Below are 22,342 nucleotides of genomic sequence, written 5' to 3'. Positions count from 1 at the left end.
CCTCTGTGAACGGTTTGTCTACGGGCGCAAGACTACCCTAATTGCTCCCGGGACGCATCCGCTTCAGCCGGTGCTGACCGAGGCCAGTAATGCGCGGATATCGTCCGCCAACGTCATGGGGTCAAACGGCTTGGGAATCACCCCAATGGCTCCGAGCGCACGATACTCCTCAATTTCAGAGGGCTGAAGCCGGGCTGTCATGAACACCACCGGAACGTCCAGCCCCCGGGGGCGCTGCTTCAGGGCCTGCAGGGTCTGGGGCCCGTCCATCCCGGGCATCATCACATCCAGCAGAACGAGGTCCGGCCCAAAGTCGTCAATCTGAGCCAACGCCTCCTGGCCGGAGGCGCACAGGCAGACACAAAAGCCGCCCACGTCGGCAAGGGCGAGTTCCGCCACACTCCGGATATCCGCATCATCCTCAACGTACAGCACTCGTTCGGGTAGCTGCTTCATGGTTGTCTGATCTCCTTATGCTCCGGTTCCTTCAGCCCGAGGCGACGCAGCAAACGCAGGTACTCAGCAACACCCGTTGCCTCCTCGGCATCCAGAGCCGCCGCGCGCATCAGTAACTGATCCTCCCGGGTACAATCACTTGCCAGACTGTGCACTGCACCAATGAGCTCTCGCTGCCCCAGGGGCAGGCGCCAGTGAACTTTCAGGCGGTTTCCGAAAGGCGCGGTCCACTCTTGCAACAACTGTTTTTCCACGCCGTCCTCAAGCGCCCCACCCTGAGCCGAGTATTCGTCCAGAACCTTGATAACCGCCATCTCGCCCAGACGGCTCAACAGACCAGCCTGCTGAAACGGAGCGGGCTGTTTCTTCAGCCTCAGCGACAAGGCCTGGGCCGAACGGGCAACACCAAGCGCCTTGTGATGATACGTTTCTGCCAGAGTTCGAAGTGGGGGATGATGAATGTGACTAGAAACGTCCAGTGACAGTGCCAACGCCTGGCTCAGAGCCATCGCCACGCCGATCAAGCTAATGGCATCCCGGACAGTCTCTACCGGTTCACCAGACCGCCGGAAAGACGCACTGTTGGCAACATCCAGCAGTCTTAGCGTCAAGGCTGGCTGATCCCGCCAGCGTTCCGCCAGTTGTGACGCGGAGAGTTCACTCTGCCTCTCCGTCAGCTCAAGGATCTCGGAAGGGTTCAGGTCTGTTGGTAACTGAGTTACCGTCGTCAGAGCCGCCGCGAGATAATCCGATACCGGCGGGACACCGGCAGGCGCCTCGGCCAGCAGCCCCGTCAACCTCTGGTGCAGAACCCGGACGTCCACAGGCTTTGTGATGTAACCGTTAATGCCGTAATGCGCCGCCCTCAGAACCGATTCCCGGTCAGCCCGGGCAGAGACAATGACGATCGGCATGGCCTTATTGTCAGACCTCAAGCTCCGGACCAAGTCCAGCCCGGAACCATCCGGCAGATTCCAGTCCGCAATAATCAAGTCGTAGTCCGCTTCAGCGGTCTTGCGGAACGCCTCTGCCAGGCTACGTGCCACGGTAACACGCATGCCAGGCCGAACCCCGGCAACCACGGTTTCCAGCAGTTCCGAAAAGAGGTCGTCGTCCTCAAGCACCAGCGCTTTCAACGTCGACTCCGCCGCAGTGATCTAGTCATTGTCGCCATACAAGGCAACCCCATTCCGGCCGTTACGCTTCTGCACATACAATGCCTTATCGGCCGCCTCAATGATTTGATCGCCGACAGAAAATTCGTTGATCCGGGCGACACCGGCACTGAAGGTAACTCGGAACGTGTGTTCGTCAACCGTGAACTCCAGCTCTGAAAAACTCCCGAGTATCCTACGCATCAGGCGCACCGCTGCCTCCGGTTCACAGTGAGGTAAAACCAGTAAAAACTCCTCTCCGCCGTATCGGCCAAGAACATCGGACTCCCGCAGGCGGTTACGCAGCAAGTTAGCCAGGGTCCGGATGACCACGTCGCCCTGGCCATGCCCCCAGGTATCATTCACCCGTTTAAAGTGATCGATATCCAGTAACACCACGCTTGAGACGTAATCTCCCCTGGAACAACGCTGCCGTTCCCGTTCCACTTCCTGCTTGATGACCGAGTGTTTCAGCAAGCGCGTGAGGCTGTCCCGGTTCATCAGCTCCGACAATTGCCGGGCGCGATGGCAGCGCATCTGCACCGCACGGATCAGGTAATCATCGGAGATGGGTTTGACCAGAAATTCATCAGCACCGCCAGACAAGGCCTTGAGCTGGTTCTCCGGGTCGTCCTCCGACGACAGGTAAACGATCGGAAGGCTCAGCCAGCGGGACTGGAAACGGATCATCCTGGCCAGCGTCACGCCCGAGTGAGCCCCCAGCTCGATATCCATCAACAACAGTTCCGGTTCAAACGCGTACAACTCCGCCAGCAGAGACAGCGGATCGGACACGGCTTTCACCTGTATCCCCGCAGACTCAAGCACCAGGCAGTAGTGTTCAGCGAGTTCCCGGTCGTCGTCGACGATCATTACCCTGCCCTTGGCACTGGCAGCCTGCTCCTGCACCAGCGCCTCAACTCTCTCTACGAGTTCCGGCAAGTCCACAGGAGCGGATAAAAAGGCCCGGCCGCCATGCTCCGCGACATGATACCGACGTTCAAAACTCTCGGTTTCGCCAATACAGATAACGGGAACCGGCACCTGATAAAGCCCACGCGGGTATTGTTCAAGCCAGTCGGACACACTACCGATTACCAGATCGCTGCAGATCACTGCGGCAATCTCCCCCGGCCCCGTTTCCGGCACAGTATGGTCCTGAGGCCATTCAATCTCCTGAACAGCAAAACCATACCTCAGAAGTTCGGCCGCGAGCTCCTCCAAAGTCCCCGACGCATCGTTTATCACCACCAGCCGGACCTGCATCCCGTGCGAGATAATCTCCTCACCAGGCGGCACCACAAGATCCCGTGCTGTCGTCCACGGGTTATCAAGGTCGGCGATACGAATGAGTGCGTCCATCCGGTCGGCGATATCCCCGGAAACCGACAACAAACGCTCCTTTCCGGGCGTGCTTTCTTCCGGTTCAGGAAGGGTCTGTTTCAGACGCTTTTCCAGATCCCTGGCAAATTCACCAAACGACGGAAAACCAAACGTGCCCGCAGAGCCCGCCAGTTTATGGAGCCGCTGATAGCACTCCACCACCTCTGGTTCATCAACACGCCCGTTTCGGACCCGCTTTGAAAAGGACGCGAGATAAACCAGTTCGCTTCGCAGTCGTTCGATGAAACGCAGCTTCAGCACGTTCAGACGATCGGCAATGTAATCCTGCTGCTGGCTATCCAAAAAAACTCCCCGAATGCCGGTTTTGTCCACTCTGGAAATACTCTAAGCTCTATGAAAGCACGTTTTCCGGTTCGCGGCCACGCCACTAAGGACGACAGTTGAGATCCCCATCGTTAGGTATCCGAGTTACCCTGATCACCATCTCCAGCAGTATAGCCACTATGGCGGCCGTCCTTGTTCTGGCTTACAACGGACTCGTCCGGGATTTCGAGGATGTACTGACCCAACGGCAACTTCTGGAAACCGAATCCGCCGCCCGGATTGTGGATCAACAACTTCAAATACGGCTGGAAGCCCTGAAAGCGTTTTCCGCTTTTCTGTCCGACGGGGACAACCTGCTGCCTTTACCGGAACTGAAAGAGCGTCTGGGCCGCCAACCCAGCCTGGAAACCTACTTTGAAGGCGGCTTGCTGATCTTCGACGATCAGGGAGTCGCCCTTGCAGAAAACCGTTTTGTGCCGGGCCGCCTTGGCACCCGCTATGCTGACCGCCCTCATTTCCGGGAAGCCCTGAACCGCCACGAGGCAGTGATCAGCCGCCCCATCATCGGGCGGACCACCGGGTTGCCGCTGTTGTCCTTTCTCGCACCGATCATCAGTGATGAAGGCGACCTGCTCGGCCTGGCCGGAGGCAGCATCAACCTTGCCGAATCTGGCATCATTCCCGCCTCATTGAGCGAGAACAACAGTGAGATCTTCAAGGTTCTGGATACCGAACACTTTGCCCAGGTCGACTCCCTGACACCCGGAACCCCCATGCCACCACTCCCGGCCCCTGGCGAGAATCTGATTATTGATGCGGCCCTGTCCGGTGTAACCTCAGGCCTTGTGACCGACAAAGACGGCCGACGCTGGATTTACGCCACCCGTCATCTGGAGCGGGTCGGCTGGCTGTTTTTGAGTGCCGAGCCCTACGAACGGGTAACTGGCCCGGCCAGAGCCTCGTTTGCAAACTTTCTGCTGCTGAGCCTGCTGGCGGCGCTGATTCTGGCGTCTTTATCCTGGTTGCTGGCCCGGACCGCTACCCGCCCCCTGGAGAACATGTCCTCAAAGATCCGGGCCATGGTCGACGGGGCCTCATCCACGCGCCGGCTGAAACCCAAAGGCCCCCCGGAGACCCGGAATCTGGCCCGGGCCTTTAACCGGCTAATGGAAGAACGGGAGGCGCTGGACACCATGAAAGACCAGTTCGTCTCCACCGTCAGCCATGAACTCCGGACCCCGCTGACCTCCATCAACGGCTCCCTCAAACTACTGAACAAACAGGCCGCCGGTCCGCTGCCAGAGAAAGCCCAGAAGATGGTCGAGGTGGCTTTGCGGAACGGGGAACAGCTTCAGCTGCTGATCTCAGACCTGCTGGACTTCAACAAGGCCATTGCCGGCAAATTGGCCATTGATCCCAAACCCATCCACGTAACGGAGGCTCTGGAGCGATCCGCCGAAGGCAACCGCAGCATGGCTGCCCATTATCACGTCAGCCTTCGGGCCAACCACACCGCAAACGACATGGTTGCGCTGGCCGATCCCCAGCGATTGCGTCAGATTCTGGACAACTTCATCAGCAACGCCATCAAGTTCTCTCCCAAGCATGGCACTGTGGAACTTTCAGCCCGAAAGGTGGACCACCAGACTATCCGGTTTACCGTCACCGACGCGGGCCCGGGCGTGGACACCGCCTTCATTCCCCACTTGTTCGAGCGTTTCGCCCAGGCCAACCCTTCATCACATCAGGCCCAGTCAGGCACCGGCCTGGGTTTGGCCATTTGCCGAGAACTCGCGCACCTGATGCACGGCAGCGTCGGCTACTATTACGATCAGGGAGCCCATTTCTGGGTTGAGATGCCCCGACAGGAATTCACCCAGGGAGCCGGATCATGAAATTTCCTGAGCAACCACCAGAAGAGCCCCAGAGACTCTCCGCTCTGGAGGCCACAAAACTGCTCGATACCCCGCCGGAGGAACGTTTTGACAGGGTCACCCGGCTCGCAGCCAGTCTGTTTGACGTTCCGATTGCACTGGTCTCTCTGGTCGACCGGGATCGTCAGTGGTTCAAGTCCTGTTACGGCCTCGGTGTCCGGGAAACCGGCCGGGACATTTCGTTCTGTGGCCACGCCATTCTGAAATCCGAGGCCTTTGTGGTCTCCGATGCTCTTGCTGATGAGCGTTTCTCAGACAATCCCCTGGTGACTGGCGAACCGCGGATCCGTTTTTACGCAGGCGCTCCTCTGGAGGATCGCTCCGGCTTTCGCATTGGCACTCTGTGCATCATTGACCGAACCCCGCGCACGTTTTCCGACGACGATCAGATGAAGCTCCGGGATCTGGCGGACATTCTGGAACGCGAACTCCAGTTTCAGGAACTGGGAAATTACTACAGCGAGCGAACCCGGGCACTGAATACCCTCAACGAGATCGTTCTGGAAATCAAAGGGGATCTGGATACTGCCATCCCCGAGGCACTGGAACGCGCAAACCGGTTCCTGGGCACCGACACTGCGATTGTCAGTGAGATCACTGGCGGGACCTACACCGTACTCTGGCACCATGAACGTCGAAACCAGACACTTGCGAACGGCCTGACGCTGCCTCTTGAACAAACCTATTGTTCACTGCTGCTGGAACACGGCGAAGTGCTGGCCATCAACCATATGGGCCGGTCACGATTCCAGACTCATCCCTGCTATGGTGCCTTTGGACTGGAAAGCTACCTGGCTGCGCCAATCTGGATTGATGAGGCCCTGATCGGAACCCTGAATTTTTCATCCCAGGCACCCCGACGACCGCCATTTACGGAAACCGAAAAGATGTTCGTCAACCTGCTCGCCCGCTGGGTTGCCGACGCCATTCATCACTCCAGGCAGGCTGCGACACTGGAAAAGCTCGTCGCCAATGCCCCCGGCATGCTGTATCAATACCGGCTCTGGCCCGACGGCCACAGCACCTTTCCCTACACCAGCAACGGTATCCAGCACATCTACAACATCAGTGCGGAGGACGCTGCCCGGGATGCCTCGCCGGTCTTCAGCACCATTCATCCTGAAGATCTGCCGGTGGTGGCAGAGTCTATCAAGCGATCGGCCAAAGCCCTGAGCCGCTGGCATCAGCGCTACCGTATTCAGTGGCACGGCAACGCCTGGCACTGGGTGGAAGGCCAGGCCAATCCCGAAAAACTGCCTGATGGCAGCATTCTCTGGCATGGCTACATCGTTGATATCAACGAGCGGTACGAAGCCGAGCAGATGAAGAATCAGTTCATTTCCACCGTCAGCCATGAACTGCGGACGCCGTTAACCTCCATCTCGGGCTCCCTTGGCCTGATTCTGGGCGGGGCGGCTGGCAAGGTCCCAGAGAAAACCCGAGGCATGCTGGCCATCGCCAAACGCAATGCCGATCACCTGAAGGTGCTGATTGATGACCTGCTGGACATTGAGAAACTGATCTCTGGCAATATGCCGCTGGAGGCCCGGAAGCAGGAACTCGAAGCGTGTGTGGTATCGGCCATTGAGGAAATACAACCCTATGCCAGGCTACGCCGGGTTTCGATTCACCTGAACAACCTCACGCCAGGGCTGACGGCACACTATGACAAACTTCGGCTTAAACAGGCTCTGGCAAACCTGCTCTCAAACGCCGTCAAGTTCTCGCCAGAGCAAGGCCAGGTCACTGTTGAGATCGACGCACAGGGCCCGGAAGCCCGCATTGCCGTTCAGGACTCGGGGCCCGGTGTTCCGGCAAGCTTCAAGCCCAGAATATTCCAGAAGTTCGCCCAGGCCGATGCTTCATCCAGCCGGAGCAAGGAGGGAACGGGGCTGGGCCTGGCCATTACCCGTGAACTGATGCTCGCGATGGGGGGCGAGATCGGGTTCGAGTCGAAGGAAGGCCTGGGAGCCACGTTTTGGGTCACCCTGCCGCGATCAGAACCGCCGGGAACCGGTGCCTGACACACCGATTCCCTTTGGCTGGCGCTGGCCTCAGGCGCTTTTCAGCATTTCCCGCACAACGTAATGCAGGATGCCCCCGTGCTGGAAATACACCGCCTCGTTCGCCGTATCAATCCGCGACGTCAGCTCGCAGGCTTCGGTGGAACCATCGGTGTAGGTCACCGTCATGGTCAGCGTCTGGCCCGGCGTGATATCGCCAGCTAACCCCTCAATGCTGATGGTTTCCTCACCCTTCAGGTTCAGGGTCTTGCGATCAACTCCATCCGGGAATTGCAGGGGCATGACCCCCATCCCGATTAAATTGGAGCGATGAATCCGTTCGTAGGATTCCGCCACCACCGCCTTCACGCCCAACAAGCGCGTGCCCTTGGCAGCCCAATCCCGGCTGGAACCGGTGCCGTATTCCTTACCAGCAATCACCACCAGAGGCGTGCCCTGTTCCTGGTACTTCATGGCCGCATCGTAGATGGCCATTTGCTCACCCGTGGGCACAAACCGGGTGTAACCACCTTCCACGCCATCCAGCATTTCATTCCGGATGCGTACGTTGGCGAAGGTGCCCCGCATCATCACCTCATGGTTGCCCCTGCGGGAGCCATAGGAGTTGAAGTCTTTCGGCGCCACCCCGCGCGCCTGCAGGTATTGCCCTGCTGGCGTGTCAGGTTTGAAGGAACCAGCCGGTGAGATGTGGTCAGTGGTCACCGAGTCCCCCAGCAATGCCAGGATGCGGGCATCGGTGATGTCATTGACCGGCTCCGGCTGCGCCCCCATCCCGTCAAAGAACGGCGGGTGCTGAATGTAGGTGGACTGGCCACTCCACTCATACACTTTACTCTCAGGCACCGTGATGGATCTCCAGATCTCATCCCCTTCAAACACTTCGCCATACTCCTTGCGGAACATGTCGGTTTTCACTTTTTCAACGGCTTCAGCAATATCCGCCTGGCTGGGCCACAGGTCATTCAGGTACACCGGGTGGCCCTCCCGGTCCGTGCCAAGAGGGTCTTTGCTCAAATCCAGCCGGACGTTGCCCGCCAACGCATAGGCCACCACCAGTGGTGGCGACGCCAGCCAGTTAGTTTTAACAAGGGGGTGTACCCGGCCTTCAAAGTTACGGTTCCCGGACAACACTGAGGCAACGGTCAGGTCACCGTCATTGATGGCTTTTTCCACCGCCTCTGGCAGCGGGCCGGAATTCCCGATGCAGGTGGTGCAGCCATACCCCACCAGATTGAATCCCAGGTGGTCCAGATCCTCCTGCAGACCGGCCACTTTCAGGTAATCGGTCACCACCTTGGAGCCGGGAGCCAGAGACGTTTTCACCCAGGGTTTGGTTTTCAGTCCTTTCGCCACGGCATTCCGGGCAATCAGCCCCGCCGCCATCATCACACTGGGGTTCGAGGTGTTGGTGCAAGAGGTAATGGCGGCAATTACCACAGCCCCGGGGTCCAGACGGCTTACCTCACCGTTCATCTCCAATGGCTGGCTGGCCGGGTGATGGTAGCTGTCGTCCACACCCACGGCGGTCTGGCCACCTTCCGATTCCAGCCGGCTCTCCTGCTGCCTCGCCGGACCTTCGGCGGTTTCCATCAACAATTCGAACGCGGCTTTCATATTTTTCAGAGGCACCCGGTCCTGAGGCCGTTTTGGCCCCGCAAGACTGGCTTCCACGTCGCCCATATCCAGTTCCAGAGTGTCGGTGTAGGCCGGCTCATGGCCGGGCTCCCGCCACAATCCCTGGGCTTTGGCATAAGCTTCCACCAACTCCAGTAAGGCTTCATCCCGACCGGTCAGACGCAGGTAGGTGAGGGTCTGATCATCAACCGGGAAAAAGCCACAGGTGGCGCCATATTCCGGCGCCATGTTGGCAATGGTCGCCCGGTCGGCCACCGGCATATCCTTCAGGCCATCACCATAGAACTCCACAAATTTTCCGACAACGCCCTTCTTGCGCAGCATTTCCACCACGGTCAGCACCAGATCCGTGGCAGTAATGCCCTCTCGCAGTTTGCCGGTAATCTTGAACCCGATGACTTCGGGAATCAGCATCGAGACCGGCTGGCCCAGCATCGCAGCTTCCGCTTCAATCCCGCCGACACCCCAGCCCAGAATGCCCAGGCCGTTGATCATAGTGGTGTGGGAGTCGGTCCCCACCAGAGTGTCCGGATAGGCGAGGGTTTTACCCTCTACTTCTTTTTGCCACACCGTTTTGCCAAGGTACTCCAGATTCACCTGATGGCAAATTCCCGTACCCGGCGGCACCACGCGGAAGTTGTCGAACGCCTGTTGCCCCCACCGCAGAAATTCGTAGCGCTCCTGATTACGCTCCATCTCAATGGCCACGTTGTCACTGAACGCCGACGGGGTGCCATACTTATCAACCATCACCGAGTGGTCAATCACCAGATCCACCGGCGACAACGGATTGATCAGCGCGGGGTCCTTGCCCGCGTTCTTAACTGCTTCGCGCATGGCGGCCAGGTCAACCACACCCGGCACACCCGTGAAATCCTGCATCAGCACACGGGCCGGACGGAACTGAATTTCTGTGTCAGACGTTCGCGTTTCCAGCCACTGCACCATGGCATCGACATGCGAGCGGTCAACCGTCAGGCCATCTTCGTTCCGTAACAGGTTCTCCAGCAACACTTTCAGCGAAAACGGTAAACGGTTCAGGTCACCCAAGGCACCAGCCGCTTTCGGCAAACTGTAGTAGTGGAACGTTTTGCCACCCGCACTCAGCGAGGACAGAGTGTTCAGGCTGTCTTTACTCAGGGTTGAACTCGACATGCGATACCTCCTTCTCGGAAATCTCCTTTAACTATTGCATCGAAACATCATAGTTCAACCGTTCTTCTGTGAATGTTCGGAATCAGTTTTGTGAATAGCATCGCCAACAACCACACAACCTCAGAACAAGCTTCGTTGTTATAAGTGTGAACACAACGGATGCGGGCCCTGGCCAGTTCTGTCATCATTGACGGCTGATTTCTGACGGATCATGAAGGGTCTCACGTGAAGCACGATTGTCATTACCACCCTGGTGACCCTGCCAAGTGGCACTGTAGCGAATGCCAGACTCACTATTGCAGCCGCTGTATGCCAGACGCCGACACCCGACAGCGCCGGGCGCTTTGTCCACGATGCAACAAAGCCATGCGCTACCTGGGTGCAGCCACCGAAGTTGTTCCGTTCTGGCAGCGGGTGGGGGCATTTTTCCGCTACCCCTTCCACACAGACCCCCTGATCGTCATCGCTATTTGTACACTGGTCCCGATTGTCGCGCCTGCCAACCTCATCGGCCTGATGATCTGGCTGGTACTCGCTCTGGCCCTGTTCAAATACACCTACGCGGTCATCAATCACACTGCCGAAGGTCATCTGAAACCGCCCCCGGTCTCGGTTGCGTTTACCGGTAGCGGGTTTGACATCGTGCTGCTTCAGTTTCTGGTCTTCATCTTGATGGGGGCTCTGGTAGCCGCAGCCGCCATGTTAGGCGGGCCGATACTGATGATGCTGGCCGTTGCGTTCGTGGTTCTCGCCTTGCCCGCCAGCATCATGGTTCTGGCCATGGAGCGTTCCGTGGGAGCGGCGGTGAACCCGATGAACCTGGCCGTGCTGATCTCGCGCATCGGCACACCTTACTTTCTGCTCTACGGTTACCTGATTCTGCTGACCCTCGCGTCCGGGGCTGCACAGGATTTCGCCGTCAACCACTTCCCAATGTGGGTCGCACAACCTCTGGCGGGCTTCCTGAACAGCACCTTCACCCTGATCCTGTTTCACATGCTCGGGTACCTGCTGTTTCAGTATCAGGAGGAACTGGGGTTTGCCTCAGACCTGCAGGACGACCTGCCCGACGCCGATCAGCATCAGCGGGACCGAAGCAGTCGGTTTGATGCTGATCTGGATATGAACCTCAAGGATGGCAACTACGATCGGGTGCAGAGCATGCTTGAGGAGGCCCTGAAACGGGACCGGACCAACGCAACCCGCATCGGTCAGCTCTATCAGTTGCTGACCGCCCGTCACGATGCTGAAGCGCTGTATCGCTATCATCCCCGGATCATGGCCTGGCTGGCCCAACGACACGAAGGTGACAGCCTCAATCAGCTGATCCAGAGCTTGCAGACGGCCACACCAAATTTTCAGGTGGACGACCCGGAGCTGGCCGTCCAGTGTGCTGGAACCCTGTACCATCGGGGGCACTACAAGGCCGCGATCCGTTTACTGCAGGATTTCCACAAGCGTTTTCCTGACAGTGATCAGCTGGCCCCGGCCTATCTGATCGTAGCCCAGGCGCTGGCGAATGGACTTCAGCAGTGGGAAAAGGCCAGCGCGTTTCTGTCGTTCATCAAGAAACGCTGCACCAACCATCCGGTGCACGAACACATCGATGTCTGGCTCGCCCAGGCCAGCAATCAACAGCCGTTGAAGGGGCCAAAAGCCAGCTTCCAGGTGTCTGACTGACGGCCTGAACCCACCCCTTCAAGCGGGTGGGTTCAGCAACTGCCGGTAGTGCCGGGCCTTTGGTTCCATCTGAAGCTTCTCGAATTCAGCCACCAGCAGCCGACAGGCTTCATTAACCATGTCTGGCTGAGCCCGGGTCCGCATCCTTTCAAACGCTTTCTCCGCGGCCTTGAAATCGTGTCGTTTCAGGCTGGCAAACAAAACCCGGTTGTGGGCCTCCGGGGCCAGCGGGTGAAAGGCTTCACCCTTGCTCAGATACTCCTGCCACACCGCAACCATCTGTTCAGGCTGATGCCGGGTAATGGCGTCGGCCATAAGCTCTTCGGCCCGCAGGCGATAGGCTTCCAGATCCGGTCGGAGTTTCGCCAGGTGATACAGGTGCTCAAGCAGAATCGGCCGGTCTGGATAGCGCTCACGCAGAGCCTCAAACTGGCGCCGTGCCTGTTCGAACTCCATCCGGCCCAGGCTCGCCATCGCCTGTGCGTAGGCTCTGGTAAACTGCTCGTCCTGCGCTTCCTGCTCAGGCTCAAAGAACTCGTCTTTTACCTGCAGCCAGCTCTGGCCGAGTAACCCAACCAGTCCGGCACCCGCCACAAGCCCTCCGGCATGCGCCATATAAGCAATGCCAGTGGCTCCGGCGAACCAGTAATCATAGATTTCCTTACCCAGCCAGACCGGCAACATGGCAATGGCCGGCGCCCGGAAGTAGTTGAAATAGATGCCCAGAAAATAGAAAAAGCGGATGCGCTGCAACCCATAAATAGCAACGTACATTCCCATCAAACCCGATATGGAACCGGACGCTCCCACCAACGGCACCTGGCTGTCGGAAGAAAACACCGTGAACACCATTCCGGACAAGGCACCACAGAGCAGATACGCAACCAGAAAACGCCCCGGCCCCAATGCCTTTTCCACCGTAAAACCCAGCAGGAAAAGAAACAGCAGGTTACCAAGGATGTGGCCCCAGCCACCGTGCAGGAACTGGTATGTAATCAGCGTGTAAAGCGAGAACTCAGCGGGCACCAGGCCCAATTGATAGGCACTCATCCGGCTGATCCACAGGTCTTCAATCACCGAGCGGTGTTCCAGCCAACAGGTACGTTCTGCGGGCGCCCAGATCAGATCCCGGTTCTGCTGCAGATACTGGAAAAATTCTCTGTCCAGCAGAAGGGTCGCGGCTTGCCAGAGCACGTCCTCATTTTCCTGCAGTTGCTGAAACTCCTGCAGTTCCAGAACCCGCTGCTGGTTCCCCTCAAACCGGATCTCCCGCTGCAGGTATTCCTCGTACGCAGGGGCTTCCAGTGCCAGCAGATCGCTCTCCAGATACTGTTCAAGCGCCGCATCAAGCTTGCGTTCGTCGCCCCCCTGATAGAACAGAAACACAAGCAGGCACGCCATCATCAGCCCCAGGGTCACCCAGGGCGGGCGCCTCCAGTTAACGGTGTTCTCAGCAGGAATAATCAGCATGGGCGGTCACAATTCATCACAATCAGTCCCTGGAAAGCTGTTTTTTACCACAGCGGAGCCTTCTTTTCCCGGTGTAATCACACAGTCACACAAATGCCATTCAATCGGTAGCCAGAAAACCCGGGTGGCTATCGACCATTCGCCAATTGCTGTTGTGCCCTCTGACATCAATAGTTAAGGGGACATAACAAAAAGACGCCGGGCACTCGACTCGAGGAAGTAACACATGACTGTACTTGTTCTGGACAATCCCGATATTCTGGCCAAAGCCGCACGGGCCTTCGCCAGTGCCGCCGGGCAACTGTCGGCAAGCGCCGACCGTCCACACCGCAACCGATTCCATTACGGCTTCAACAAGCACACACTGGATGCTGCGGATATCGACATGCTCCGGCGACACGCCACGTACCTGAAAAACCACCCGGGCATTCGGGTCCGGATTCACGGCCATACCGACAACTTCGGGTCTGCCGAGTACAATCGGTTTCTCTCAAGACTCCGGGCTAATGCTGTCGCAAGGTTGCTGATTCAGGAGGGGGTACCGCAAACCGCCATCCTGCTGACCACCTGGGGATCTGAACGCCCTCTGACCCGCCCCGAGGACCATGCCGCCAATCGCCGGGTGGAGCTGGAGTATCTGACGCTCGATATGGCCCAGGCACTCTGACTGCCAGAAACAGAAACGGGGCCAACAGGCCCCGTTATCCGCGTAACCGTTCCCCTAGCCGTATACCTGCCAGACATTCCAGAACAGCAACAGGGCGGCCACCAGAATGGCCAGCCAGGTGAGCAGTATGCCAATCATCCGGGCCAGGTGAGGCCCACCCTTGCCGTTGATCATGCCCCAGGCATGGAGGATCCGGCCAACCACCAGAGCCATCCCTGTCCAGTAAATCAGCGCACCGGAAACCCCGTTCAGTTCAGCAATGGCCAGCATGATCAGACCCAGCGGCGCGTATTCCACCAGATTGGCCTGAGCCCGCACGGCGGCTTCAAATTCCGGATCGTCGGTAACGCCCAGACCTTTCCGGTATTTCAGCCGGAATTTGACCACTTGGGCCGACAACACCAGCAGCAACAGCCCGGTGACAGCAGCAAAGACAGCGGTGACGGGTACAATCATGTCAGCCCTTCTTGATTTTGTTAACGATGGCAAGCAGAAGCACGGCGCCCACGGTCGCCGTCACCAGACGCCCAACAGCACCGTGTGCCGACAGTTGCAGGACACCGAACAGGAAACCGCCGATAAACGAGCCTACAATCCCGATGCCGATGTTGGCCAGCACACCAAAGCCCTTGCCTTTCATAATCAGCCCGGCCAGCCAGCCGGCCAGGCCACCAATGATCAGAAACCAGATCAGGTTCATCGCTTCACTCTCCCAATGGGTCTGGATTGAGGGTCTACTCTGAGCGAAAGACTGCCCTGTTTTCATTGGCTGTTCAAGCAGTTCCATGGGGACGGGCCAGCCCCGCAATGGCATCCTCCATCTGTTGCCTGCACCGCTGCAACAATTCCGGCAGGTCTTCGCTGGTCATTCCCCGGGTCTCAACCGGCGGCAGGATGCGCATGGGCACCGGCTCACGCCGTCCGGTCCAGCCCCGGGAACGGCCGTGGTATTCGCCGACGCACACCATGGTAATCGGGGCTCCGGCGGCAATGGCCATGTGGAACGCCCCTTTCTTGAATTTGCCCAGCCCCCGGCCACGGCTCCGGGTCCCCTCAGGGAACACCCAGATACTTTTGCGTTCACGACTAATCGCGTCGCTGGTCGCCTGCATGGTGGCAACAGCCTTGGTCGAACGACTGCGGTTCAGGATGACATTACCACCCAGCCAGAACACCTGCCCGAAGAACGGCACCCACACCAGCGACGATTTTCCGACGGCCACCGTCCGGGGGGGCAGCAGGTCGCCCATCAAAAACAGGTCATCGTTTTGCTGATGGTTGGCAATAATCACCGTGGGCCGGTCTTTGGGCATGTTTTCAGCCCCGTAGAGCGGACGTTTCATGCCCAGAATGCAACGACCAGCCCGGGCGACAACCCAGCCCAGAATCCGGTTGTTATCAGGATTAAAAGGTCGGGCGATGTAGAGCAGCATCATGACCAGGCACAGCACGGGCACGCTGAGCCAGGCCAGAATTTTTCGAACTAGGGACATTCTGATGGTTCCGGTCACGGCATTTGGGCGCACAAGTGTACGCTATCTTCACAGCGCGGCAACAGTATCAATTTGTTCCTGTCCGTATGCCGGACGAGCTTCCACCACATAGCGAAGCGGCCCCCCGGCATCCAGGCTGTCGAACGGATAGCAGGTAATCATGACCAGAGTATCCTGCCCAAGCTCCTGGGTATCCAGCGATTCGCGGGAACTGTCGACTATGCGGGTTGATGTCACCTCATAGTCCCGCCAGCGACGATCCACACCCTGCAGGCGGACCGGGTCACCGGGCTCCATATGCTGCAGATGGCGAAAATGCGTATCCCGGTGGCCCGCCAGAATGACCGGAGCCCCGGCCCGGTCGGTGCCTGAGGCCCGGCCCGGCCCGAAGGCCAGACTCTCACCATGCACGCCCTCCAACACAATCATAGAGACGCCCTGCCCCGGAATATCCAGCTTAGCGACCGGCCAGGTGTCGGCCCAGGGCCAGGGCCGGGCCTGGGTCTGCCGGGCCTGGCTTTCCGCCCAGGCCAGTTCCAGCATTTCCTGCGCCACCAGCGCCTTGAAGGGAATCCAGAGCCCAAACACCAGCAACGTTGCCGAGCAGGTCACCATTAACAGCATCGACCGGTTCATAATGTCTGCCTCCGGTTCAGCATGACAATCGCAAGCGAGAACATCAGCCCAACCAAGCCAAGAGCCGTCATCAGCGGGCCATAGGTTGCGGTTTGCGGGTAGCGAAGCATTCCCGGCTGACTCCCCGCCGGCAGCAGCGTCGGAACAGACGCCTGCTCCAGATGTTCGGACTGAGGGCGTGACACCCTTTCCTCAACGGCCACGAAACTGGTGAACGGCGACATCACCCCGTGGCGCAGCGACAGCGCCACAATGGCAGCCTCATCCGGCTCGCGGTTCTGAAGGCGGGCAGCGTCCATCCACCCATCGATACGCCCCCTGGCCCACTGACGATCCAGACCCTGGCCGTCAGCTGCACTGCCAAGGTCGAGCCGGGTGACCCAATCCCGGCCGCCAGCCAACTTGCCAGACACCGTCAACTCGCCCTGGCCGGGAACACCACGAACCACCTGAACCAGCGGCTGACCATGAAACAGATCCCCCGGCTTCGCCGGTACCGCCTCTGCCGAGGCCTCCGGCCACTCCACCGTAACGTCCGTCATCACCGGCGCTTCCATCGCCGCAAAGAGTTTACCCAGAGCCGAATCCACGTCTTCGGTGTTATGAACCGCCGTGTACTGCCCCCGCCCCCAGCGGGCGGCCTCCCGGAGAAAATACATGTTGGGCGCAGAGCCTATCGCAACCGTGAACAGTCGACGGTTACCCAACCCGTTTCGGATCTGGTCAAACAGAGCCGATTCGTTACCAACGGCACCGTCGGTCATAAACACCATTTGCTGTACAAGGCCGCCGCTTTCCTGACTGTCCATCCCCATCGCCAGCGTCAGGGCGCCCGTCATCTCTGTACCACCCTCAGCCTCCAGATCCTGAACATACTGCCGGGCCCGGGCCAGGTAGTGACCATCTGCCGGCACAGGCTCCAGGTACAGCGCGTGGGCCTGGCTGTTGAACTGGATGATGTTGAATCGATCTCCGGGGCGCAGGGTATCCAGCCCCCGCAGCAAAGCCGACCGGGCCTGGCGGATGGATTCGCCCGCCATAGATCCGGAGGTATCGATCACGAACAGCAGTTCACGCCGCAGAACCTGGCCGGTGGTGGCTGGCGGCAGCACCATGGCCATCAGGAAATCCTCCCCCTGCCACTGCTGGTGAAACAGGGCCGCTGCCGGGGCCTGACTGGCCTTCGGTTTCCAGCGCACAATCACATCCTGCTCCATCAGGATCGCCCCCTCCTCCGGTGCGACTTCTGCCCGGGTTCCGCTCAGGTCGACCCGCAATGGGTGGCTCGGGCTGGAGACATCCGCCAGTTCCAGACCCGCCTCAATCGTCAGGGAAATCTCCGCCCGATGGCTGTCGGGGGCCACATCCCCGGAGCGCACAGTGAACGGACTGATTTCACCCACATCGGCCACCTGAGAGGTCGGTACAGACCAACCGGACTGCCAGGCTGTTTCCGGCACTGGCAGGGGAGCGCCGGGCATGTACCTGGGCGTGAGCGTGGTTGGCAGACGCAACTCAAACTGACCATGACGGTAGGTCACAGGTTGCTGGTAGTCCACTTCCACCGTCACGTCTTCACCCGGAGCAATGTTGGCAACCCGGCTGGTGAACAGATTTGGCCGGTTCTGCTCCATGGTCGCGGCTTTCTGGCCAGCGTCCTTCGCCTGTTCGTAGGTTTCGCGGGCTTTGGCTTTTGGCTGAAGTTGCCCAACGATCCGGCGATCCCCCACGGTCATGGTGAGCCCATATACCGTTGCCCGTTCCGGCAGGGGAAAGACAAAAATGCCTTCCTGCCATTCATCACTGGTGTTCCGGAAGGTCCGGGTCAGGCGGGTTTGCGCCAGCAATCCAGTCACCGAGACGCTGAACTGACTGTCCAGCACCAGCGCCGGTTCCTGCCAGGCGCTCTTGTGGTCCAGCAGATAAAGCTGGCCCGGCTGCTCCATGTCCATGGTCCGGGCCTCAGCATATAATGGATGCACAAACAGCATGAGCATCATAGCCAGCCACAAGCTGATCCCTTCAGTGCAGCGGACCATTTTCCGCCGAATGGGCGCCGACAGTGCCGGCGTTTTCAGTTGTTGGTGGCAATCCGGCCGAACAGCCGGGTTGGCAAGCAGCGATAGCAGCATCATCCCATGTTCCTTGTCTTGGTGGTGATGCGGCCATTTCACCCCAGCCAGCGGGCAAGCCAATGGCAGAAACCGGCAGTCTGACGATGAAATATGATGAATTATGGCAATGGTTTCGACATCGCTTGTATGCCATGGTCAGAATGCTTTAATGGCACTTTCCGTCAACAAAACACAGAACACATCATGAAGAAGCACATCGTCCTGATTGAGGATGAAGCCGGCATCCGCGATAACTACCGGGCAGCGTTTGAACGTCGGGGTTATCGGGTGTCCACCTACGGCGACCGGCCCGCGGCCTGGCAGGTCTTGCGTCAGGGCCTACCGGACCTGGCCATCATCGATGTTGGCCTGGGAGACGAGCCGGAGGGCGGATTTACCCTGTGCCAGGACCTTCGGGGGCTGTCCGCCACCTTGCCCATTATCTTCCTGACCGCTCGCGACAGCGATATCGATTCGGTACACGGGTTACGACTCGGCGCCGACGACTACGTCACCAAAGACATGAGTCTGGATCACCTGCTGGCACGAATTACGGCCTTGCTGCGCCGGGCGGAAGCCTGGGCCGAAGCACTTCAGAAGCCTGACGACATCCTCACCCGTGGCCGGCTCAGGCTCAACGCTGACCGGATGACCGCCACCTGGGAGGAGAAACCCGTCGACCTGACCGTCACCGAGTTCTGGATGCTGCATGCTCTGGTGCAGCATCCAGGGCATGTCCGCAGTCGCGACCAGTTAATGGAAGCCGCCAGCACCATACTTGACGACAACACGGTGACTTCCCACATCAAACGCATCCGGCGCAAATTCATTCAGCTTGATGGTCAGTTCGACGGTATCCAGACCGCCTATGGCATGGGCTACCGATGGAACGCCCGTGAGGTCTGAGCTTTGAGCCTGAAACGCCAGTTGTTTCTGGCCAGTCTGCTGATGCTGTTAATTCCCTGGGCCGGGCTGCGCTTTGTGCTGGAACTGGACAACGCCCTCCGCCAGCAGGCGCTGCTGCAACTAGAGGCCCAGGGGCTGCGGTTATCGGAACTGGCCGGAGACCAGCTCCTGAATCTGCCGGTTGCGGACGCCGACAATGTGATCTACGCCAGCGCCACCAGCCAGGCCATTGAAATCGACGGTTACGGCCATGAATGGCCGGGATTTGATGAAAGCGACGGGACGGCAGCCTGGCAGACCATCATAAGCCCGGCGCCTACATTACGCTGGCAGGCCACGCATAATGATCGTTACCTGTACCTGCTGGTGCAGCGGCTTGACCAGGGCCTTGCCCTTTACAATCCGGCCCGTCCGGGGCAGGCCCACGAACGGTTCGAACTCTGGCTTCAGGCACCAGCCCGGGAGCTGCACGCCTCTGTCCGCGACCAACGCTGGTTTATTCGGGCAGGCGCTCCCGGCGATGTGCCCGTTCTCCGAGCTGAACCCTCGCAGCCGAAGGATAGCCGTATACAGGCAAGCTGGCAGGACAAAGGCGCAAGCTGGGAACTGGAACTGAGAATGCCGCTGCCGGCGCCGGGAAGCCGCCTGGGGTTTCAGGCGTCACGGGATGGTCTGGCTGGCGATGCCTCAGGCACGGGACTCACCCCGCCTCCTTTGCTGGTCCAGGAGAGCAAACGACTGGAACACCGGCTGGAAAGCCAGCTGAGCCCTGGTCAGCAAGCCACCATCCTGGAACCTTCCGACTGGATTCTCGCCAGAACCCGGACCGTGCTCCCTCAGGAAACCTCCGCGTTTGATGACCTGTCGTCCGGCCAGATTCTGGAGAAAATCAGCCTCAATCTTCTGAGCGGGCTGATCCGGCTGTATCAGCCCGAGCCAATGATCCTGCCACGGGAGCCGAACCGGCTTCAGGCCCACCACCTGCCAGACAACGGACTGGTGCGCCATTCCGACGGTTCGGTCTGGCTGGCAAGCCGGCATGAACTGTTCGGGGGGCGAGCCTTACTGCTGGAACAGTCTCTGGACCAGCTCCTGACCCTCTCAGGCTCAACCCTGGGCAGCGTGCTGGCCCGAAGCCTGATGATCATTCTTGCCCTGATGCTGGTGTTGCTGGGTTATGCCAGCTGGCTGTCCTGGCGCATTACCCGGCTACAGAAACTGGTCGAAGCCAGTGTCGACGACGATGGCCGGATTCTGGGCAGGATTCCCGCCCCCCGGAGCCGCGACGAGCTCGGACAACTGCAACAACACTTTGCCCATATGGTGGATCGTTTGCAGAACTACAATCAATATCTGGAGAGTTTTTCAAAAAGGCTTTCGCACGAACTGAAAACGCCGGTGGCCGTGGTCCGCTCTTCCCTTGAAAACCTGGCCCATGGGGTCCCTGAACAGGATCGGGCGCAATACCTTGACCGGGCCTCCACCGCGACAGAGCGGCTGCGGCGTATCCTGCACAGCATGAGCGAAGCCGCCCGGCTGGAACAAAGTTTCGAAGACACCGAGAAAGAACCGTTTGACCTCGCTGAGGTACTGGCCGAGGCCACGGCAGCCTATCAGCAACTGGACCCGGATCACCGGATCACCTATTCCGGGCCCGCCCGCGACTGCCTCATGGCCGGTTCCCCGGAAATGCTGGTTCAGATGCTCGACAAGCTAGTGGACAACGCCCGGGACTTCACACCCAAAGACGGTGCGATCAGCGTTCGGTTACACCCGTTGGACCAACACTATCTGATCGAAGTCTTCAACGCAGGCTCAAGCCTGCCAGACCATGGCGGTGTGGATATCTTTGGCGCATTCGTGTCCCAGCGCAGCAGTACCAGCGGGGGCCATCTTGGTCAGGGTCTGCTGATTGTAAGACTGATTGCGGACTACCATGGTGGTCGGGTCGATGCCCGAAATCAGCGCCAAGGTGGCATTGACGGTGTCTGTTTCCGGGTTATCATCCCTGCTACTGAGGCCAAAGCAAGGACATCACCGTGAGTGCCGATACCGCCAGCCTGGATTTTCACCCTCTCCGGACCGATCTGTACCAGGAGCTCCACTCCCGACCGTTTCAGATCATTCCGCCCCACGCGAGGGTCACCCAGATTGCGGTGATCACCACACCGGAACAACGGACCCGCCAGTTCGAACACCTGCAAAAGCTGCACCGCCTGCTTGGGGAGCCCTGGCCAGAGCAGGAAGTAAGCTGTTATGAGGAAAGCTTTGGCCAGCTCAGGGTCCGTCGCGAAGTCCATATGGAGTTCACTGCCTACACCTTCATTAACCTGGCAGAGTCCGACGCCGATCCGTTCGAGGAAACCGGGTTGAGCCTGCTCCCCAAAGGCTGGCTGGCGCAACTGGAAGGCACCGTGGTGGGCGCCTTCCATGTAGAGGTGCGTTCGTCTTCCGAGGATGCCAGAAGCGAACTCGCGTTCATGCGCAAACACTTCGAGGGCATGCGTCTGGTCGGCAGTAGTCCACAGGAAGGAGCCGCCCGTATCCTAGGCTCGTTTCAGCTCCACAGCGACAACTTTGGCCGTTTCATGGTGCTGAATCGCCATATGTCCAACAGCCAGCTCGGACGGCTGGTCCAGCGTCTGATGGAAATCGAGACCTACCGCCTGATGTCACTGCTGGCCTTACCGGTGGCCCGGGAAATCACGCCCTCGCTGAACGACATGGACCAGCAACTGGCCAGGATTACCCAGTCCCTGGCCGATAACGAAAGCCTGAACGAGCAGGAGATTCTGGCGGAGCTGACCAACATCGCCGCCCGCATTGAAGCCTACCGGGCCCATACCACCTTCCGGTTTTCCGCCACCAGGGCGTACCATCGGCTGGTGCTGACCCGGCTGGAAGAGCTCCGGGAAGACGAAGTATCGGGCCACCTGACCATGACCGAATTCATGACCCGGCGCCTGACACCGGCCGTGAAAACCTGCGAAGCCGTCAATGACCGGCTGGAAGACCTCTCACGCCGCGTTGACCGGGCCTCCGAGATGATGCGAACCCGGGTAGAGCTGGCGATTGAGAGTCAGAACCAGCAACTGCTCAGCTCCATGGACCGTCGGTCGCGCATCCAGCTGATGATGCAGCACACGGTGGAAGGCTTCTCCGTTGTGGCCATTTCCTACTACCTGATCGGCCTGCTCAGACTGGTTCTGGATGCAGCCACCGGCGCAGGTCTGAACCTGAACAAGCCGCTGATAGTCGGCCTGGCCATACCGGCGGTGATGGTGCTTGTGTTCATCGGTATCCGCGTCATCCACCACCGCTTTATCCGGATGGCCCGGCGACAATAGCCG

At 59.2% G+C, this 22,342-nt stretch carries 17 protein-coding genes; 7 read left to right on the top strand and 10 right to left on the bottom strand.

Annotation, left to right across the window (positions count from 1 at the left end; translation table 11 throughout):
* Positions 1-63: 63 nt before the first annotated feature.
* Genes K325_RS0112235 through K325_RS0112225 form a run of 3 tightly spaced genes read right to left on the bottom strand, consistent with a single transcriptional unit; the run spans position 64 to position 3,296 of the window.
* Complete coding sequence (locus tag K325_RS0112235; protein ID WP_029654558.1) at positions 64-456, bottom strand: response regulator; 393 nt, start codon at positions 454-456, stop codon at positions 64-66.
* Complete coding sequence (locus K325_RS0112230; RefSeq protein ID WP_029654557.1) at positions 453-1,592, bottom strand: response regulator; 1,140 nt, start codon at positions 1,590-1,592, stop codon at positions 453-455. The genes K325_RS0112235 and K325_RS0112230 overlap by 4 nt, the downstream gene beginning before the upstream one ends.
* Before the next feature lie 21 nt (positions 1,593-1,613).
* Entirely contained in the window at positions 1,614-3,296 is a 1,683-nt protein-coding gene (locus tag K325_RS0112225; RefSeq protein WP_029654556.1) for a GGDEF domain-containing response regulator, read from the bottom strand.
* Positions 3,297-3,457: 161 nt separating this feature from the next.
* Here K325_RS0112225 and K325_RS0112220 point away from each other — a divergent pair, with 161 nt between their 5' ends.
* Together K325_RS0112220 and K325_RS0112215 are read left to right on the top strand one after the other, a co-directional pair.
* Positions 3,458-5,173 carry a sensor histidine kinase gene (locus tag K325_RS0112220; protein ID WP_228128449.1) on the top strand — a complete coding sequence of 572 codons (1,716 nt, stop codon included), beginning with the start codon at positions 3,458-3,460 and terminating at the stop codon, positions 5,171-5,173.
* A complete protein-coding gene (locus K325_RS0112215) occupies positions 5,170-7,236 on the top strand; it encodes a GAF domain-containing sensor histidine kinase (protein ID WP_036193514.1) in 2,067 nt (688 codons plus the stop codon). Before K325_RS0112220 ends, K325_RS0112215 begins: the two co-directional genes overlap by 4 nt.
* A gap of 30 nt (positions 7,237-7,266) precedes the next feature.
* On the opposite strand, the gene acnA is transcribed toward K325_RS0112215, so the two are convergent.
* Positions 7,267-10,026 (bottom strand): aconitate hydratase AcnA, encoded by a 2,760-nt coding sequence (gene acnA, locus K325_RS0112210; protein WP_029654553.1) that lies wholly within the window; start codon positions 10,024-10,026, stop codon positions 7,267-7,269.
* Positions 10,027-10,251: 225 nt separating this feature from the next.
* On the opposite strand from acnA, the gene K325_RS0112205 reads away from it, so the two are divergent.
* The gene (locus K325_RS0112205) at positions 10,252-11,706 is read left to right on the top strand and encodes a hypothetical protein (protein WP_029654552.1); all 1,455 of its coding nucleotides are present in this window, start codon (positions 10,252-10,254) and stop codon (positions 11,704-11,706) included.
* Between the two features lie 18 nt (positions 11,707-11,724).
* Here K325_RS0112205 and K325_RS0112200 read toward each other — a convergent pair whose 3' ends face one another.
* A complete protein-coding gene (locus tag K325_RS0112200) occupies positions 11,725-13,176 on the bottom strand; it encodes a rhomboid family intramembrane serine protease (protein WP_029654551.1) in 1,452 nt (483 codons plus the stop codon).
* Between the two features lie 226 nt (positions 13,177-13,402).
* Here K325_RS0112200 and K325_RS0112195 point away from each other — a divergent pair, with 226 nt between their 5' ends.
* On the top strand, positions 13,403-13,843 hold the full coding sequence (locus K325_RS0112195; protein WP_029654550.1) for an OmpA family protein: 441 nt from the start codon (positions 13,403-13,405) through the stop codon (positions 13,841-13,843).
* Positions 13,844-13,897: 54 nt separating this feature from the next.
* Here K325_RS0112195 and K325_RS0112190 read toward each other — a convergent pair whose 3' ends face one another.
* The 5 genes from K325_RS0112190 to K325_RS0112170 form a co-directional block, all read right to left on the bottom strand.
* The gene (locus tag K325_RS0112190) at positions 13,898-14,299 is read right to left on the bottom strand and encodes an MAPEG family protein (protein ID WP_029654549.1); all 402 of its coding nucleotides are present in this window, start codon (positions 14,297-14,299) and stop codon (positions 13,898-13,900) included.
* Position 14,300: 1 nt separating this feature from the next.
* On the bottom strand, positions 14,301-14,543 hold the full coding sequence (locus K325_RS0112185; RefSeq protein ID WP_029654548.1) for a GlsB/YeaQ/YmgE family stress response membrane protein: 243 nt from the start codon (positions 14,541-14,543) through the stop codon (positions 14,301-14,303).
* A gap of 73 nt (positions 14,544-14,616) precedes the next feature.
* Positions 14,617-15,336 carry a lysophospholipid acyltransferase family protein gene (locus K325_RS0112180; RefSeq protein ID WP_029654547.1) on the bottom strand — a complete coding sequence of 240 codons (720 nt, stop codon included), beginning with the start codon at positions 15,334-15,336 and terminating at the stop codon, positions 14,617-14,619.
* Between the two features lie 48 nt (positions 15,337-15,384).
* Positions 15,385-15,972 carry a class GN sortase gene (locus K325_RS0112175; RefSeq protein ID WP_029654546.1) on the bottom strand — a complete coding sequence of 196 codons (588 nt, stop codon included), beginning with the start codon at positions 15,970-15,972 and terminating at the stop codon, positions 15,385-15,387.
* The gene (locus tag K325_RS0112170; protein WP_029654545.1) at positions 15,969-18,107 is read right to left on the bottom strand and encodes a marine proteobacterial sortase target protein; all 2,139 of its coding nucleotides are present in this window, start codon (positions 18,105-18,107) and stop codon (positions 15,969-15,971) included. The genes K325_RS0112175 and K325_RS0112170 overlap by 4 nt, the downstream gene beginning before the upstream one ends.
* Positions 18,108-18,290: 183 nt before the next feature.
* On the opposite strand from K325_RS0112170, the gene pdsR reads away from it, so the two are divergent.
* The 3 genes from pdsR to K325_RS0112155 are packed head-to-tail and all read left to right on the top strand — an operon-like array spanning position 18,291 to position 22,339.
* Positions 18,291-18,992 carry a proteobacterial dedicated sortase system response regulator gene (gene pdsR, locus K325_RS0112165; protein ID WP_029654544.1) on the top strand — a complete coding sequence of 234 codons (702 nt, stop codon included), beginning with the start codon at positions 18,291-18,293 and terminating at the stop codon, positions 18,990-18,992.
* A gap of 3 nt (positions 18,993-18,995) precedes the next feature.
* Positions 18,996-21,035 (top strand): ATP-binding protein, encoded by a 2,040-nt coding sequence (locus tag K325_RS0112160; protein ID WP_029654543.1) that lies wholly within the window; start codon positions 18,996-18,998, stop codon positions 21,033-21,035.
* Positions 21,032-22,339, top strand: a complete 1,308-nt coding sequence (locus K325_RS0112155) for a DUF3422 family protein (protein ID WP_029654542.1) — start codon at positions 21,032-21,034, stop codon at positions 22,337-22,339. The genes K325_RS0112160 and K325_RS0112155 overlap by 4 nt, the downstream gene beginning before the upstream one ends.
* The last annotated feature ends 3 nt before the right edge of the window (positions 22,340-22,342 follow it).

The sequence above is a fragment of the Marinobacter daepoensis DSM 16072 genome (assembly GCF_000421165.1).
Taxonomy (GTDB): Bacteria; Pseudomonadota; Gammaproteobacteria; order Pseudomonadales; family Oleiphilaceae; genus Marinobacter; species Marinobacter daepoensis.
Note: the sequence above shows the minus strand (reverse complement) of the source record. Positions and strands in the feature narration are given on the sequence as shown.